General features: G+C 47.4%; 14 protein-coding genes and 1 riboswitch. Of the genes, 3 read left to right on the forward strand and 11 right to left on the reverse strand.

The window, feature by feature from the left end; all coding sequences use genetic code 11:
• Window positions 1-443: 443 nt before the first annotated feature.
• The gene (locus tag G8759_RS01345; protein ID WP_232074095.1) at window positions 444-1,271 is read right to left on the reverse strand and encodes a transposase; all 828 of its coding nucleotides are present in this window, start codon (window positions 1,269-1,271) and stop codon (window positions 444-446) included.
• A gap of 412 nt (window positions 1,272-1,683) precedes the next feature.
• On the opposite strand from G8759_RS01345, the gene G8759_RS01350 reads away from it, so the two are divergent.
• The gene (locus G8759_RS01350) at window positions 1,684-2,991 is read left to right on the forward strand and encodes an IS110 family RNA-guided transposase (protein WP_167218617.1); all 1,308 of its coding nucleotides are present in this window, start codon (window positions 1,684-1,686) and stop codon (window positions 2,989-2,991) included.
• Window positions 2,992-3,058: 67 nt separating this feature from the next.
• Window positions 3,059-3,295 carry a hypothetical protein gene (locus G8759_RS01355; RefSeq protein WP_167204502.1) on the forward strand — a complete coding sequence of 79 codons (237 nt, stop codon included), beginning with the start codon at window positions 3,059-3,061 and terminating at the stop codon, window positions 3,293-3,295.
• Window positions 3,296-3,684: 389 nt separating this feature from the next.
• Here G8759_RS01355 and G8759_RS01360 read toward each other — a convergent pair whose 3' ends face one another.
• From G8759_RS01360 to G8759_RS01400, 9 genes are all read right to left on the reverse strand, one after another.
• A complete protein-coding gene (locus tag G8759_RS01360; RefSeq protein WP_167204504.1) occupies window positions 3,685-4,335 on the reverse strand; it encodes a TenA family protein in 651 nt (216 codons plus the stop codon).
• Between the two features lie 6 nt (window positions 4,336-4,341).
• Window positions 4,342-5,148, reverse strand: a complete 807-nt coding sequence (gene thiD / locus G8759_RS01365; protein WP_167204506.1) for a bifunctional hydroxymethylpyrimidine kinase/phosphomethylpyrimidine kinase — start codon at window positions 5,146-5,148, stop codon at window positions 4,342-4,344.
• 12 nt (window positions 5,149-5,160) lie between these two features.
• On the reverse strand, window positions 5,161-5,781 hold the full coding sequence (gene thiE, locus G8759_RS01370; protein WP_167204509.1) for a thiamine phosphate synthase: 621 nt from the start codon (window positions 5,779-5,781) through the stop codon (window positions 5,161-5,163).
• The gene (gene thiM / locus G8759_RS01375) at window positions 5,778-6,584 is read right to left on the reverse strand and encodes a hydroxyethylthiazole kinase (RefSeq protein ID WP_167204511.1); all 807 of its coding nucleotides are present in this window, start codon (window positions 6,582-6,584) and stop codon (window positions 5,778-5,780) included. Before thiM ends, thiE begins: the two co-directional genes overlap by 4 nt.
• 47 nt (window positions 6,585-6,631) lie before the next feature.
• A riboswitch (TPP riboswitch) is annotated at window positions 6,632-6,734 on the reverse strand.
• Window positions 6,735-7,006: 272 nt separating this feature from the next.
• Window positions 7,007-7,975 (reverse strand): ScyD/ScyE family protein, encoded by a 969-nt coding sequence (locus tag G8759_RS01380; RefSeq protein ID WP_232074096.1) that lies wholly within the window; start codon window positions 7,973-7,975, stop codon window positions 7,007-7,009.
• A 724-nt stretch (window positions 7,976-8,699) separates the two neighbouring features.
• The gene (locus tag G8759_RS01385) at window positions 8,700-11,534 is read right to left on the reverse strand and encodes a M16 family metallopeptidase (protein WP_167204515.1); all 2,835 of its coding nucleotides are present in this window, start codon (window positions 11,532-11,534) and stop codon (window positions 8,700-8,702) included.
• A gap of 73 nt (window positions 11,535-11,607) precedes the next feature.
• A complete protein-coding gene (locus G8759_RS01390) occupies window positions 11,608-12,003 on the reverse strand; it encodes a hypothetical protein (protein ID WP_167204517.1) in 396 nt (131 codons plus the stop codon).
• Complete coding sequence (locus G8759_RS01395) at window positions 12,000-13,157, reverse strand: acyltransferase family protein (protein ID WP_167204519.1); 1,158 nt, start codon at window positions 13,155-13,157, stop codon at window positions 12,000-12,002. Before G8759_RS01395 ends, G8759_RS01390 begins: the two co-directional genes overlap by 4 nt.
• Before the next feature lie 65 nt (window positions 13,158-13,222).
• Window positions 13,223-13,996, reverse strand: coding sequence for a hypothetical protein (locus G8759_RS01400; RefSeq protein ID WP_167204521.1), 774 nt, complete (start codon window positions 13,994-13,996; stop codon window positions 13,223-13,225).
• 270 nt (window positions 13,997-14,266) lie between these two features.
• Between G8759_RS01400 and G8759_RS01405 the strand changes: the two genes are divergently transcribed.
• Window positions 14,267-14,854 (forward strand): DUF7010 family protein, encoded by a 588-nt coding sequence (locus G8759_RS01405; protein ID WP_167204523.1) that lies wholly within the window; start codon window positions 14,267-14,269, stop codon window positions 14,852-14,854.
• Between the two features lie 64 nt (window positions 14,855-14,918).
• Here G8759_RS01405 and nagB read toward each other — a convergent pair whose 3' ends face one another.
• Window positions 14,919-16,922, reverse strand: a complete 2,004-nt coding sequence (nagB, locus tag G8759_RS01410) for a glucosamine-6-phosphate deaminase (RefSeq protein ID WP_167204525.1) — start codon at window positions 16,920-16,922, stop codon at window positions 14,919-14,921.
• Between the last annotated feature and the right edge of the window lie 7 nt (window positions 16,923-16,929).

Consider the following 16,929-nt stretch of genomic DNA (forward strand, 5'->3'; position numbering starts at 1 on the left):
AAAATAATGCGATTTTTCCCTAATATACTTCTAATGCATCGGAGCAATACGAAAACAGTTTACTAACCTCCACTATTGACTTGTCCTGAAATCGCTCGATTGTGCGGGTACCATTGAATACCCAGGACAACTGGAGTAGGCAGCTTGATGCTTTTTACTTACCTTGTTTTGACTTCAGAACCAAGCTCATCAACCTATAAATGGTACGTATCAGTCCTTCCTGAAATCTGGGCTGGAATGGATAATGCCTCCTAAAGAGGTACTTGTTGAATTCACTGGTGATCTCTCAGCGAGAATCCCGTATAGTAAAATCTTGATTCACTCATCCATTCCCTGAAGTCAGTTTGTGCTTTTAATCAGCCAAAACCATGGGAAAGCCAACTGTAGACTTGCCAATCGTCAATCCTCATGCTGCCGGAATTGATCGCACCGATTTCTATGGGTTAAGCAAGGGCTGGTGCATAATTTTTGTCATATTTTTCACCCCGGCGCACAACAGCACAAACGCGGTGAATCAACTTGTTACGGGCGGCATTAATGACTAGCATCGGCGGCTTGCCTTCATTGATCTTGCGAACGTAGTAGTCTTGAAGGTCTCCCGCTATCTGAATCGCCGACATAGTACCCAAGTGGACCAAGGCTTTCAGCCGTTTACGAGCCTGATGACTCACCTTTGTGCGGCCTCGGATGCTACTGCCGGAGCGATACTCAAAAGGAGCTACACCCGCATGACAAGCCAATTTTTTGGGATCATTGATCGCCTGCATTTCGTTGGTGGCCAACAGTAATTCAGTAGCAATGACGGGGCCAACGCCGGGTACAGAGACCATCAAATCAAACAACTCTTTCAGGTGAGCATCCGCTTGGATCAGGTTATGAATCTGCACCTCAATCGCTTTTTGTTCTTCCTTGAGAGCGGATAAAGACTTTTTAACATTGCCTTTAAGGGTCTTCTGGAGCGACTTGCTGATGAACGTTTCCTGCTCGGTAACTGGAACTGCCAGTAAGTTGTAAGCCTGATTAAGTCGTTGACGAGTTGCGCTTAAAAAGGCCAATTTCTGCAGCACCTGGCGAGGTGGCGTCCACAGTCGGACCTGATCACGGAAGCGATAGGCATATTGAGCGATTCGCTGAGCGTCGACTTTATCCGTTTTGCCCCGTTGCATCCCACCCGCCTGCTTGATTTGAAGAGATGACTCCAACCAGATAGATAGCTTCAAGTCATTGAGCAGCTCTAACAGATGAGCATTATAAATTCCGGTATGCTCCATACAAAACACGGCCTGGGCTGAGTTCCAGCCTGGTAGTGCTTTTAACTGAGCTAGAGCCTCCTTGATGCCTTTGAGTTGTCAGTGTGGTCGCTCAGCACGATGCCGTGTTGCTGAGTAAACACGGCCCAATCCAGTGTGTCCTTGGCAATGTCAATACCAATGAAATAGCGAAAGTCCATGTTGCTGTTTAGTTTTGGTGAGTAATCAACAAATTGCTTTTACTCGAACCCTTTCGTGGGCCGCGAACCCTATTTTCTATTCGAGTCTTAGGCAATTAAAACAGAGTGGGGACTGAATCGGTGCATAGGTCTGGTTCCTTGGCGGCCCGTTAGCGTACCCCACTCTGGTTGATTACTGGCAAAAGACCAAATCTTGGAATTTTACCAGCTCACAAACCTAAAGGGCGCCCCGGATCGGCTCCCGTAACCATTGGGTAGCCGTCGATCAGAATAAGGAAAACGTCCAGTCATTTGGGGTTTACACGTGTGACCACCAACTTCTCATCGATCATCTACGGCAGTATGGTATTACGACGGTGGCCATGGAAAGCACGGGTAGTTACTGGCAAACCCTGTTCAATGCTTTACAGCAAGCAGGCTTTGCCGTGCTACTAGTAGGCGGTAGCCAAACGAAGAATGTACAGGGCCGCAAAACAGACGTGATTGATTGTCTGTGGATTCAGCGGCTCCATTCGTTGGGATTATTGTCAGGTTGTTTTTTGCTGAGCGATACGCTCCAGGAACTGCGCACCTACTACTATCATCGCCAGCACTTAATCGAACAATTAGCCACCTATACCCGTAAAATGCAGAAAGCACTCCGATTGATGAATGTTCGCCTGGACATAGCCATTCGGGACATCACTGGTAAATCCGGCTTGGCCATCATCGAAGCGATTCTGAATGGCAATCGCGATCCGCATGAATTAGCCTCCTTGGTGGACATTCGCATGAAAAAAACTAAAGAGGAGATCGCCCAATCGCTACAGGGTTGGTGGCGAGCGGAACAGTTGTTTGAATTGAAGGCGGCTTTAGAATTTTATAAACTCTACCAGAAAGCGCTGCTAGAGTGTGACGGAGTCATTGAAAAGGCTTTACGTCGTTCGGTGAAGGAGTCTATTTCAACATCAGCCGAACCTGGCCAAGTCGCCACTCGAAAGAAAACCAACAAGAACACGCCTGCCTTTGATGTCTCCCAGATTGCGCTGAGTTATTTTCAAACCGACTTGTTTGCCATCCCTGGCATGGGACATAGTACCGTTCTGTGCTTATTAACCACGTTAGGAAATGATATTCATAAGTTTGCCACCGCCAAAAGCTTCGCCAGTTGGCTAAGGTTAGTACCCAATAATAAAATCAGTGGTGGTCGCATCCTTTCTCATCGTACGCCCTCGGGCAAATCTCCTATCGCTATTGCCTTACGGCAGGCGGCCAACTCGATTGGCAATCAGGCCAATCACCAGTTAAGCGGCTTCTTCAAGCGAATTGCCTACAAGAAAGGTCGAGTCGCTGCCATTACGGCCACCGCCCGCAAGCTGGCGGTGATTATTTGGAACATGATTACCAAGATGGAGCCTTATAAGAAAGCTCAGGTTATAGACACGGCTCAAAAAGCCAAGGAAGCCGGTTTACGACAAGTGCAACGGCGTTTGAAGGCACTTGATTTGAGTCAAGATGAGTTAATTAGACTATTTGCAAGTCATTCTACGTCAGCCATTTAATTGATTGTTGTATAGAAAAACATTGACCATAAATAACCAATTTATGGGCAGACTGGTTAGACTACACATGAAACAGTCTAAACCTGTCATGCGCCAGATCGTGGCCGCCGTGCCCCGCCCGTTACCAGGCCATCCGGTTTATGCTGAGCAACTACGGCAGGATTATCTGCCTATTGGAGGACGAAAGCAATACAGTATGCTGGTAAACAAGCCCTTGGAAAGGGAAATGAGGACGGGACGGGATGCCCTCTTTAAGCCAAAAACAGCTAAAATACTATCAATCAGATGGATAACTAGGCAATAAAGCCTACCTTTCAGATCATCATTGCCGTAAAATATCCTAACCTGATCGAAGAGTTAATAGTGAAAAGACCCGAGCAGTTGTGGGTATCGCACATCATCTGTTGGTTTACCCAGTGCGAATGTCTGTACATCCCGTTGGTGACCGATGCTTGATCAAGCTGTTTTCCTTTACAACTATAAGCCACCACATCAAACGGTCTGTCGTCGCGGTTGCGCTATACTGGTACCGGATCAGGCACACAACGAAAAAAAAGCTAAAGTGGAGATGGGAACTTACTATCCACCAAAGCAGGTATCTAGTCTGGTGAATGCTGAAAATAGAGTTTAAATTACTGGTTAATAAAAAGATGGATAGCCAATAAACGATCAACACAATTTAGGACGAGTCACTCAAACAAGCCACCGATTCTGAGTATAAGCATCATTCCAGAAGTACCATTCCAGCCGACTCGATAAGCGAAAAGCCTCCCGCATAGCAACCAGTTCCGATGGGCTCGCTAATTCGGCAAACTGATCGGTTAAGGCAAGCATTTGTGTGACCGACTGATCGAATGCATCACCGGCATAGGTGTCGATCCAGGCCCGGTATGGATTTTCCTGAATGGCGCGCTGGTAGATGAATTTGCCCACCTGCCGATAAATCCAGAAGCAGGGCAGAACGGCAGCCGCTCCTACTGCAAGGGACTGGAGCGAGGTGGTTGCCAGCAGGTAGTTCGTATAGGCAAAGCAGGATGGCATTTTTTTCGTTTCTGGCTGAATAGCATACAACACAAAATACGTCTCATGCAAAGCCCGTTCAACCAGAATGGCATTCTGAGCAAACTGTGTGAATTGCAACATATCGTCCGGCCTGACCGAACGCGCAGCCAATTGATTTAGCGCTCGACTGAAATCGGCCAGGTAGAGCGCATCCTGTTGAATATAATACTGAAATGTGGCGGCCGGCAAGTTACCTGCCATCAGTTCTGCTACAAAGCCATGTTGAAGTATGGCATCATAAACAGGCTTAATATCCTCCCAAAGCTGTTCCGTAAATTTCATTCGCGTCTATTGCCAAACGTTAAAAAAATGATGAACGGGCCCGTGTCCATGTCCCAGACGATAAACGGCTCCAGCCTGAAGTGCCTGCGTCAGATATACTTTGGCGGCAGCTACTGCTTCTACGATAGACAATCCTTTGGCTAATCCGGCAGCAATGGCCGACGAAAGTGTGCAGCCTGTTCCGTGCGAATTTTCTGTTTTTATCCGCTCTGTTGGAAACCAATGCTGTTCTTCGGCAGAAATATAAAGCAAGTCTGTACTCTCAGCGGTATTCAAATGGCCGCCTTTTACCAGAATGGCTCCTGTACATAGCTTTGCCAGCTCAACAGCGGCCGGTAGCATATCTGCTGCTGTTTCTACTGGTCTACCCAATAGTACACTGGCTTCAGGTAGATTGGGGGTAATCACCATCGCCATAGGCAGAAGGTAAGTTTTCAGGGCATCGATAGCTTCATCCTGCAAGAGTTTATCGCCACTTTTGGCTACCATTACGGGATCGAGCACAATAGTTGTTACGCCAAATTCCGTTAACGTTCTGGCGACCTGCTCAATAACTTCCGGTGAGTGAAGCATCCCGATTTTAACGGCATCGGTACCAATATCATTCAAAACAGCTTTCAATTGCTCGGCGATAAAGGCGGGCGGAACGGATAGTATTTCCGTTACCGCTTTTGTATTCTGAGCGGTGAGCGCTGTTAGCACCGACATACCGTAGCAGCCGAGTGCCGAAAACGTTTTAAGGTCGGCCTGAATGCCAGCTCCTCCCCCACTGTCAGAACCGGCAATCGTTAAAGCCCTGATGTATCTTTTCATTTTTACAAAACTCTAAATACTAATAAGTTGGATCAGTTCGCGGGTGGCTTCGTACGGTGACGGATGGCCACAAATAGCTGATACAACTGCTACTCCCGATGCACCGGCCCGAATGACGTCCTGAATGTTGCTGGCTTTTATACCACCTATTGCGAATGTTAGCAAATTTGTCTGGGTGCAAATTTGCCGAAGCCCCTCCAATCCAAGTAAACTGGAGGTATCCTGCTTGGTTCCGGTTGGAAATATGGTTGCAATGCCGAAATAGTCTACATCTGCACCAGCCGCAGCCTGTAATTCAATTAAACTATTGATAGACAGCCCAATGATTTTATCAGGGCCAATCAGCGATCGGACCAGTTGATACGGTATATCGTCCTGACCGACGTGAACGCCGTCGGCATCAATGGCTAGCGCAACATCGGCCCGATCATTGACGATCAGCCGGGCACCGTGAGCCTGAGTAATGCGTTTCAACTTAACGCCAAGTGCAATAAAAGTGCGGGTGGATAACGCCTTTTCGCGTAGTTGCACCCACTTCACTCCTGCCCGGCAGGCTTCTTCAACCACAAAAGGCAATGTATGACCTGCTGCCTGGGCGACTTCGCTATCAGTCACTAAATAGAGTCCGCTCACGATTGCGTTAGCTGAAGCCGATTTGTTATAGCCGCTTCTAATAATTCATAAAGCGAATTAAGAAAGTTGACCTGTAGGCTACCAGGAGCCGGATCCTTTTCAACGGCAATTTCACCAGCAATACCCATAACAGCCATAGCATGCGTAGCTGCCTGGAAATAATCGGCATTTATGGCTGAAAACGCGCCGGTCAAAGCGGTGGCGGTGCAGCCCATGCCCGTTACTTTCGTCATAAGTGGATGCCCATTTTTGATAGTAGCAACCCGTTCACCCAGAATTACATAATCGGTAGCCCCACTAATGACCACCACCGAGCCCCATACCAAACTTAGCCGCTGGGCAGCCTCAACGGCAGCCTCTGAGCCATAAAGACTATCAACACCTTTGGTTTGTGCGTTCAGGCCAGCGAGTGCCATAATTTCAGAAGCATTTCCCCGAATGATTGTAGGAGCGGCTAACTCCAATAACTCTTCGCTAACCCTGTTCCGATAGGCCGTTGCGCCAACCCCGACCGGATCGAACACGATGGGTTTACCTAATGCTTTCGCCCGATGCATGGCGAGCTTCATTCCTGCCACAAACGTAGCATCGAGTGTACCGATATTAACGACCAGAGCGTTTGAAATAGACACAAAATCCTCTACTTCTTCCGGCGCATGAACCATAGCGGGCGATGCCCCCAACGCCAGCAGTGCATTGGCAGTATTATTCATCACTACGAAGTTGGTAATATTGTGGACAAGCGGAGCCTGAGCGCGAATTTGCTCGACGTCGGTCCAGATCAGTTGGGCTTCCTGAGACATGTTGCTGTTAATAAGGTAATAATCAGCAACTTTAGAGGAGAGCGAACGACTAGACGCTAACTTTTCCCTACGGCAGTATAAACGGCATCAGGTAATGAGGGTATTCTCTCAGTCTATCCTGTTTCGGGACAGACACCCCTAAAGTTGTCTGGCAAAGGTATACCATTCCTCCTTTACAATATGAGCTAGTTGATTAGTTTTTACTGTGACAATTTCAAGATGTCTTCAATTCGGCAAAACTATAAGTTAATCGATACCGGCATTTTAGGTATTTTCTAATTTATCACTGTGAGATTGAGCCGCTTATTCAAACAAAATTCATTTTATATTGAACGCCAACATAAAACGAATTAGGGGTTAGCAATGGCCTGACTGAAACCAACGCTAACCCCGAATGCCGGAAACCGGTAAAAGCTACATTTTTAGAACGTAATTTTCAACAGCGCTCCATCACCCATGCTTGTTATGTAAGCGGTATGGGTATTGCTTATTTTCAGATCTGTCGGCATGTTCAGTTTATCGAGTAAAACCGTACTGCTCGTTCCATTTGCCCGTAACAATCGGCCTGTATTTGGCGTAAAGCCCATTGGTCCAAATAGAGCGAACTCAAGCACCAGCGGTTTGCCATTGCCATCGTTCTCTACATCGACCAGGCTGTTGAACGTTTGCTGATAAATTGTGAGTTTTCCAGAAAGGTCCATTTGATAAACGATTGACCGCCCAGCCGGGAAAGGGAAGCCCAGCAATGTAGTGATCAGAAACTGGCGACCATCGTGCGTAATGCTGGTTGGTACAGCCTGAATGAAGGGTGGGCCTGGAGGTGGGCCCGCCGGATTTGGATTTACAATGCCCGGAACTTCAGTAACTACACTCAATTCGCCGGTTTTTGATCGGCGGATGATGGCATTGGCTGCTGCGTCGGTAATGTACAGGGCACCATCAGGACCTTGGGTCAAATTGTATAGGTGTGACTCACCGGTGTCGTTCGTAAAATTATAGGCGAGCACAAATTTGCGAATGTCTTCAGGGATCAGACTGGAAGCCATAATGGGCGATGCGCCTGTTTTGTAAGTGGAGAGATCAAACTTATAAAGCCCCTTCGGATTCAAAAAATAAAGCGTTCCCTCAACGACCAGCAAATGATCGACGGCATCAAGATCCCCCTCCGTGTTGGTTACCGAATAAATGTTGGTAATAATTGGATGCCGTACACCATCTTGTGTGATCTCGGATACACTACCGTCATTATGACCAGTGCCCTGCTCAGCCACAAAAACTCGTCCGCTGGCATCCGTCTCAACACTAATTGGAGCAACCAGATTGGTGGCTAATGTTCGGGGTGTTAACGCGGGAGCGGGGGGAGCGGGAATAATGTGATCCTGACAACTCATAACGAGAAAAAGTGCCAGTATACAAATTGAGCGAGTAATGTTGTAAATCATTTGACAGGAATAGTTAAAGGTGAACAAGGAATATTTAAGTCTATTTTCTGGCAATAATGGTTGTATCCTGATAAGTTAATACTGCATACTACGCACTGTCTGACGAATGAATCATTGATTAAGGCAAGGCTTATTCAGCTCAACGTCAGTAATTATTTAAATCGATCAATGGCCTCCATAGTTGATCGTGACGATCAACTGCCGATTAATCAGGCACTTATTGTTTATCAGAAAGTTATAAACTGTAATTAATGTAAACGAACATATTGAGTAAAGGGTAATTTAATCCCTAAAAATCTTACTCTGCATTTCTTTGATAAATCAAACTCTAAGAATCATTTCCCAAACAGCGCTCATGGGCGTTGAGCTAGAAAAAAAGGGCATACAAACCAGTTTGTGAATGTAATAAGTTCTTATTTATATAGAATCAACGGCTTAGCCAACGGTGATTTCCGATAATCAATTACTTGAATAATATCTTTATTTCGCCAGAAATTCGAAAGCCGAAATTTAGTAAATGGTGAAAGCAGGACCCTGTTTCTGAATCGGTTCTATGCGTTTTATGGCATTCTAATTTACTCGGCCGGGCACCTGAAATCAAAAAAGTCGTCAGCCAACGATACCCGATTAAAGCACCGTTCGCCAACGACTATCGATTATTTCTCCTGTTTGATTACTGCTTCTTTTCCGGCAAAAGCACTAACCGAATAAAGTTCGGCCCGAAGCATAGATTGGCTGCGGCTTTGGTACTTTCGACGGTTACTTTATCCAGTTGTTCATTTTCATGCAATACCTCATCCGGAGCGTCGCCATTGTAGTATTGGTTTTGGAGATAGCCAAGCCAGAACTGGTTATCTTTCAACTGCACTTCGGTTTCACGGCGGGTTTCGGCCTTAAATTTGGCAATATCGGCGGGCAATGCCCCTTTCTCCTTCAGATCATTGATCAACTCCTGCGTTTTAGCAATGAGCTTTTCGACGTTTTGCGGTGCGCAACCGAAGCTAATCCGGAACGTATACCGCGATACTGGGTATTTACTGTAGGCCGCACTGGCCCCAACACCATAAACACCGCTTTCCTCTTCCCGTAATTTTTCGATGAGTTTGATTTCGAGTACTTCGGCCAGCGCGTCCAATTGCGTTGTCGTTTCCGACGACCAGTTTAAATCGCCACTATATACCAGTTGAACGGAAGCTTTCGGATCGACTCCCCGATAAACAGTCTTGCTGATCTGCCCCGATGGAATACGAATACCCAGGTCTTTAAATTTCTCGGTTGCTTCGGTCGCTGGCAAACCCCCGAGGTACTTCTCAACCAACGGCTTTAGCTGATCTTCTTTAAAATTACCGACAAAATAGAATATAAAATCGCCCCCATTGGCAAACCGCTCCTGATAGATTTTCACCGCTCTGTCCAGATCTATTTTGTCAAGATCTTCGGGTTTAAGCGGTTGCCGCCGGGGGTTGTTGGCCCCTAGCGTTACCTGTACCGTGTCCTGAAATACACGTGCTGGCGTTGGCGTATTGATCTGGTTCTGCAAAGCGCTTCGCTGGTTCGACAGGAACCCTTTTACGACATCAACATCCTTCCGAGGCTGGGTAAAATAGCTATAAAGCAGTTGAAGTGCGGTTTCCAGATCTTTGGGAGCTGCGCTACCATTAATGCCTTCGCTCAATTCGCCCACAAATGGAAAAACGCTTACCTGTTTGCCTGACAGAAACTTGCCCAACTGAATCTGGTTATAGTCGCCAGTCCCGCCCATAGCCACGAGCGTAGACGAAAACCGGGCCGACATGAAATCAGTCAGATCATAGAGCGACGTGCCACCGAAACTACTACCCGAAAACAGAATCTGGTCGTTTTTAAAATTGGTCGGCTTCAGTACTACCCGAACTCCGTTTTTAAGTCGCCACTCAGTCACGCCAATATCCTTGATTTGTTTTTCGTTCACCACCGGCGAACCAGTTGGCAGCTTTGCTAACAAGGGGCTGTCAAGTGTTTTGTCTTCATAAGCGGTCAGGCCCTTACCCGCATTGTCTACGTAGCCCAGGATCTGCTCAACGGTAGGCAATTTTGCTTTGTCTTTTTCAGGAGCCAGAACAATAACCGCCCGGTTATCATTATGAATAAATTGGTCGACCAGTGTATTCACTTCGGCCAATTTGATACCATCCTGTTCTTTCTTGAGAAAATTGTAATAAAACTCAATACTCGTGTATGGTTCTTTGTCCGTAAAATTCTGAACGTATTCATTAACATAATTGGCCGATCGGGTTTTGTCGCGTTCACTGTAGGCCTGTTCCACATTTGTCATGAACTCCCGCTTGGCCCGATCCAATTCGGTCGATGTAAAGCCAAACTGTTTTACGCGGGCATTCTCGTCGAGCACGGCCCGAATGGCCTTTTCTACGTTTCCTTCTTTGGCAACGGCAATGGACGTAAATGCGTCCAGATTCCCCAGAAAATCGCTGTAATTACTGTATCCACCCAGAAATGGTGGGTCGGCACGCTGAGTCAGCTCCTGAATCCGGTTGCCAAGCATGGTATTGAACAAACCACGCTTGATGCTTTCCCGCAGATCATTCAGAGTTTTTTCTTTGATTTCAGGTCGTTTGTAAATAACCTGTACCACCGTGTTCGGTTGTTCGGGGTCCGTCAGAATGACAACTTTCGTGTCTTTGTGGGGAGGAATTTCGTATTCTGTACGAGGTTTGGGCGTTTTAACCGCCGGAATTCGCCCGAACTTCTCGCGAATGATCCCTTCTACTTCTTTCGTATCGAAATCGCCAACGGCAATGACTGCCATCAGATCGGGCCGATACCAATCCTGATAAAACTGCCGCAGCGTTTCGGTCTTAAACGTAGTCAGCACCTGCTCGGTGCCAATTGGCAATCGCCTGGCATACTGCGAGTTATTGAGCAGTATCGGAAAGTATTGATCGCGCAGTCGCTGACCTGCCCCGCGCCCGAGTCGTCGTTCTTCCAGAATAACACCGCGCTCCTTGTCTACTTCAGTTGGGTCGATGGTGGCATTATGAGCCCAGTCTTCCAGAATCTGGAATGCTTGCCGAAATACCTTGACCGAATCAGTCGGAACGGGTAACTGATAGACCGTTTCGTCGAAGCCCGTATAGGCATTTAAATCGGCTCCAAAACGAACGCCGGCAGATTGCAGGAAATTAACCAGCTCGTTTTTCGGGAAATTCTTTGTGCCGTTAAACTCCATATGTTCCATGAAGTGCGCCAGCCCCTGTTGATTGTCATTTTCCAGTACCGAACCCGCCCGGATAACCAGCCGCAGTTCAGCCCTATTTTTCGGTTCGGCATTTTTCCGGATATAATACGTCAGGCCGTTGGGCAATTTACCCACTTTTACTGCCGGATCAGTCGGAATTAGACTACTAAGCGTTGTAGTAGCCACTTTAACTGCTGATGATTTGGGCGCAGATTGCGCCAGCACCAGCGTAACACTGAACAATGCGCTCAGTGTGAGCGAAAAACGTACCATTCGGTCGTTTGGGTTGGGTTAATAGATCTGAAACTGAATTATGGGATAATAACGCTGAGGAGAGTTGAAACGTCTATCGCTTCCATACTAACAAAATTGCCACTGCTATTGACACGATAACAGAAAACCAGCAAATAATAATTACCCATCGCATCGGGATTTCCCACATCGGCGGATGCGTCAGTTGGGTTTCTTCATCAACTTCAACGACACCATAAAAATTACGGACACAAAAGTCATCCCAATCGATGTAATCAACAAAACGGGCGAGCGTATCCAGCAAGTCAGGTGATTTTATAGCAGAGGTTCGCCAGAATGCCTCTAAATGCTGCGCATCTACTTGTCGCTGCGTATAGGTAAACACATGCTCACTCAAGCGTACAAAATCCTGCGATCGCCAGTGCGACGATGGCTCCCACAGCAGAATGCGTTCAATTTGATATTTAAGATCAGTAGTGTGCTGATTCACACCTTAATAATAACATTTTTTCGATACATCCACCACAAAATCCCAAACCAGATCAGCACGAACGTCAGAGCACCCGCCAGCGACGCATTGACAGGATTGCCAAAAAGAGGGACAATGAATGATCGATAGAGGTATTCTTTCAGCCCCACTTCGGTACCATCAGCCTGAGCAACATGAATCATGTTCATGATCCGCGGAATCAGCCCTGACAGGAAGAATACAGTGATCGCATTCACCCCAAACGCCACAAAAGGGAGCACACCCCGCCGATAGCCTTTAACATCGATCAGCCAATAACTTAGCGCCAACCCGAGCATGGCCAAACCACCTGCCACCAGCACGAACGAACTGGTCCATAGGGCTTTGTTAATTGGAAAAAATCCATTCCAGATCAACCCAGCTAGCGTGCTTAGACAGCCGGCGGTAAAAAGCCAGGCTATTTTCTCCGCAGCCGAACGATTGGAACGTAGCCAGGTCCCGGTCAGCAAGCCCAGTAAACCCGTACCAATAGCAGGTAACGTACTCAGCAGCCCTTCCGGATCCCAGACTTTAGCGGGTTTGTAAACGTGAGCCGGCGTAATAAACGTCCGATCGAACCAGGCCGCCAGATTTGTTTCGGGCTCAAGGTTGGCATACCCAACACCCGGAACCGGAATGACTGTAAGCAAAAGACAATATCCTATGAGGAGTATAACGAGAAGTGTGATTTGCTGCCGTGGCGTTGTTTTCAGGAAAATAAGTGAACAGGCCAGATACACCAGAGCAATGCGCTGCAATACGCCGGGAATTCGTACGATCGAGATGTCAAACCTGGGGAAAAAATTCAAAAACAGGCCCAGCAGAAAAAGCGTTGCACTTCGCTTTACGATCTTAATGATCACTCCTTCCCTGGCCCCATCGGGCCGCCCCAGGGCAAACGTTATCGATACACCAACAATAAACAGGAAGAACGGAAAAATAAGGTCGGTGGGTGTCCAGCCATGCCAGGGCGCATGTTCCAACGGGGCATAGATGTGGCCCCAGTCGCCAGGATTGTTGACCAGAATCATGGCTGCGACAGTCAGGCCCCGAAAGAAATCGAGCGAGAGCAACCGTCCGGATGCAACCGGAATACTCTGGAACTTAGCCGTACTTGTTGAGACAAATGATTGCATAAAAAGCCGGGGCGGATCGCCGAAGCGAAGGGTTTCCCGAAGATACAACAAGTAGGGCTAAAAGTTTAACGGAATACTTTCGCCAGCTTTTTTTCTAAATCCGTCTCTAATTTCAATAAACCTTCAGCATTGGGTAGATAGGTCAATGCCCGATGATGACGTAAATCGAACGGAATGTCGCCGACGGATTGTGTAATAGGAATCACAATCTTACCAAGTGTGTGCGCGACTCCCGTTTCGTAAAAGACGTTCGGATTTCGATCCGTAAAATCGGTGATAACAGCTTTTGAGGTATAAATTAAGTCGAATACATCCTGAATTAAAATGCTGTTATCCCAAATGTCGTCAGCTCGTTTACACTCGATACCAAGTTTAGCACACACGGTGCGAATAGCCGCGTAGGTTCCGGCAAATCTGCCCTCGAACGGCATCATCACAGAAAGCACATTCGACTCAACGACTTTATCCGGAATACGAAAAACATCCGGCGCAAACGTAATAACGCGTTCGGGAGCAACGGCCTGAACGGTAGAAATAAAATCAGGTGCTTCCCGGATCGATCGATTCATCGTTGCTTTTTTTGTTTCGACGAAGCGCTCAATTTCATACAGATTGCTGCTGCTTTCGCTGATTAATTTTGATAAAACCTGAAGGCTATTTCCCTCATAATCATCATCTTTAAAATCCAGACTGCGCAACAATCGGGGATGATCTTCGATCAGTTCAAGGCTGTCGGTCAGGTAGGCTACTTTGATCCAGTCAGACTTCGTGAAGTGATCCTGAATAAACTCATGGAGTGCAAATAGTCGGAGCGTTCTCTGCTTATTTTGTCGCGTCATCTTGTTGACAAAGGGCCAATTATAATACAACTATTATATATCAGTGCAATTATATCTAAAATCTATATTACAATAAACAATTATTTGACATTTTAATGACTATGGACCAATTCCCGAAGCAAAATCAAATTTGCCACACAGGTATTTCGTCGGCTTTAGCCGGAAGTCTATACAGCATTTTTCGTGCTTCATCAGATTCTGCGCTGACTCCGGCTTTAGCGTAACTACTTTTGGCTCATCCTCTTAATAACCACTATCAACCTTCTAATCATGGATTTCGATCAGGCACTTACGAATCAGAAACGGAATTATTTTGTGGATGCCAATGCAGGGCTCTCGTTACCTGTAGCCGGCACTATTTACTGGGCTATTCTGGGTATAGCGGGCTTTTATTTAAAACCCGGTTACTGGATGCTGCTGGCTTTTTGCACAAGTGGTTTATTGTTTCCGCTGGGGATGGCTCTACAAAAGCCGTTCAAATCAAACCTGATGGTGAAAACGCCTTTATCAAGTCTTATACCCTATGCACTTTTTTCGATGATGCTGAGCTGGGCCATTACCGTTCCGGCCAGTAGTCTCGATAAATCATTGGCACCGCTTTGCCTCGCCATCGGGATGAGCATCCACTGGCCCATCATTGGCTGGATTTATGATAGTAAAGTATGCCAGTTGCACGCCTTAATCCGGGCTTTACTCGTAGTTGCCTGCTGGTATCTACTTCCTAATTATCGCTTTACAGTCTTGCCTCTAGTTGTTTCCGGCGTTTACACCCTAACGGTTCTGGGGCTACAGTGGGAGGTCACCAAAGTTCGGGAACAACGTGTTCTCCGCTCGGAATCAACGCTGGTGAACGCCTGAAGCGCTGACTACAAAAAAGCCCTGCAAGAGTAACATACAGGGCTTTTTTAGTAACAACTATTTTTTAGAACCGCCAGCGCACAAACGCTTCCATGGCTTCATATTCGGCTAAACCTAATCGGTTATAGAGTTCAGCTGTTCCCCGGTTACGCTCTTCGGCACGCTGCCAGAACTCCCGTGAATCGGTGCCCTGATAGACCACGCCGTCTTTCTGAGACTGGTGCTTAAAGATACCTAATCTCTTTTTCGTCACCTGATCGGGTGACATTGGTACGGCCATCTCTATTTCGTGAATATCCCACTCAGCCCAGGCACCACGATAAAGCCATATCCAGCAGTCTTTCATAAAGTCGGCCTGTTTCAACCGACGAACGGCTTCCAGAACAGCATCTAAACAGACTTTATGCGTACCATGCGGATCGGCAAGGTCACCAGCCGCATAGATCTGATGTGGCTTAACTTCTTCGATCAGGGACATTGTAATCCTGATATCTTCTTCGCTCAGGGGCTTTTTAGCTACTTTCCCTGTTTCGTAGAAGGGCATATTCATGAAATGAGCATTCGAAACCGGAATACCGACAAAGCGGCAGGTCGATTTGGCTTCACCCATCCGAATCAGCCCCTTCACATACCGTACTTCAACGGTGTCCATTTCACTATCCTTCTTCTCTCGCAACGAAGCGGCAGCGTCCTGGAAAATCCGGGTAGCTTCGGGGCTGTCAATACCAAACTTCGTATTGAAATCAACTACGTAATCGGCAAAGCGTAATGCTTCATCATCAGCCACGGCAATATTGCCAGAGGTTTGATACCCTATGTGTACTTCATGGCCCTGATCGACAAGACGCTGGAATGTACCACCCATCGAAATTATGTCGTCGTCGGGATGGGGGCTAAAGATCAGGCAGCGTTTTTTAGCCGGTTGAGCACGCTCAGGCCGGTTGGTATCGTCAGCATTCGGTTTGCCGCCTGGCCAGCCCGTAATGGTGTGCTGAAGCTGGTTGAAAACGTCAATATTGATGTCATACGACTGTCCGTATTGAGCCAGCAGATCGCTCATACCGTTGTCATTATAATCACGGTCAGTCAATTTCAGAATTGGCTTGCCAAGTGCTACCGACAGGTAGGTGACCGCCTTCTTCTTCATATTGTTGTCCCATATGACTGAATCTACCAGCCAGGGTGTTTTTATACGGGTCAACTCCGAAGCAGCTGCCTGGTCAATTACAAACAACGCGTTTGGATGCGTTTGTAAATACGACGCCGGATTAAGCTCAGTAACAAGGCCTTCGACCGCACCACGAATAACAGGCGCTTTCCGCTCACCCCAGGCCAGCAGAACGACACGACGGGCTCCTAAAATACTGGAAACGCCCATAGTGATGGCCTTACGCGGAGTTTTAGGAAGCCCACCGAAATCGGCAGCAGCAGCAGCCCGAGTCGAGTTATCGAGCATCATCAGCCGGGTATGCGAGTTGATCAGTGAGCCCGGTTCGTTAAATCCGATATGGCCGTTACCACCAATACCAAGCAACTGAAAATCAAGGCCGCCAGCGGCTTCAATGGCGGCTTCGTACTGCTTCGTAAATTCGGCAACTTTATCGACTGACAGCGTTCCGTCGGGAACATGGTAATTTCCCTGAGGAATGTCGACATGGTCGAACAGTTGCTCCCGCATGAATCGCCAATAACTTTGCAGCGAATCAGGCTCCATTGGGTAGTATTCGTCCAGGTTGAACGAAATAACATTGTGGAAACTCAGGCCTTCTTCGCGGTGCATCCGAATCAGTTCGGCATAAACCGTTTTAGGCGATGAGCCAGTTGCCAGCCCTAATACGCAAGGTTTGCCCTCACGTTGTTTCTGCCGAATCAGCTCGGCGATTTCCTGTGCTACCGCCCTAGACGCATCTTTTGCGTCAGCGTAGATGTGCGTAGGAATTTTTTCATAAGTGATGGCCGACTGGATCGGACCACCGGTGGCGGATAGGCCGAGCGTAGATTCGCCCAGCGTGGGCTCGCCTGGCAATTGCCCGTCTGGATTGTCGAATAGTTGTGACTCCGAGATCATGCGCTAT

It is taken from the genome of Spirosoma aureum, assembly GCF_011604685.1.
GTDB classification, from domain to species: Bacteria; Bacteroidota; Bacteroidia; order Cytophagales; family Spirosomataceae; genus Spirosoma; species Spirosoma aureum.

Coding starts and splice junctions, on each gene's coding strand:
- nagB (WP_167204525.1), bottom strand. CDS start 16,922: ATGATCTCGGAGTCACAACTATTCGACAATCCAGACGGGCAATTGCCA.
- thiD (WP_167204506.1), bottom strand. CDS start 5,148: ATGAAAAGATACATCAGGGCTTTAACGATTGCCGGTTCTGACAGTGGG.
- thiM (WP_167204511.1), bottom strand. CDS start 6,584: ATGTCTCAGGAAGCCCAACTGATCTGGACCGACGTCGAGCAAATTCGC.
- G8759_RS01395 (WP_167204519.1), bottom strand. CDS start 13,157: ATGCAATCATTTGTCTCAACAAGTACGGCTAAGTTCCAGAGTATTCCG.
- G8759_RS01405 (WP_167204523.1), top strand. CDS start 14,267: ATGGATTTCGATCAGGCACTTACGAATCAGAAACGGAATTATTTTGTG.
- G8759_RS01400 (WP_167204521.1), bottom strand. CDS start 13,996: ATGACGCGACAAAATAAGCAGAGAACGCTCCGACTATTTGCACTCCAT.
- G8759_RS01355 (WP_167204502.1), top strand. CDS start 3,059: ATGAAACAGTCTAAACCTGTCATGCGCCAGATCGTGGCCGCCGTGCCC.
- G8759_RS01385 (WP_167204515.1), bottom strand. CDS start 11,534: ATGGTACGTTTTTCGCTCACACTGAGCGCATTGTTCAGTGTTACGCTG.
- G8759_RS01345 (WP_232074095.1), bottom strand. CDS start 1,271: ATGGAGCATACCGGAATTTATAATGCTCATCTGTTAGAGCTGCTCAAT.
- G8759_RS01360 (WP_167204504.1), bottom strand. CDS start 4,335: ATGAAATTTACGGAACAGCTTTGGGAGGATATTAAGCCTGTTTATGAT.
- G8759_RS01380 (WP_232074096.1), bottom strand. CDS start 7,975: ATGAGTTGTCAGGATCACATTATTCCCGCTCCCCCCGCTCCCGCGTTA.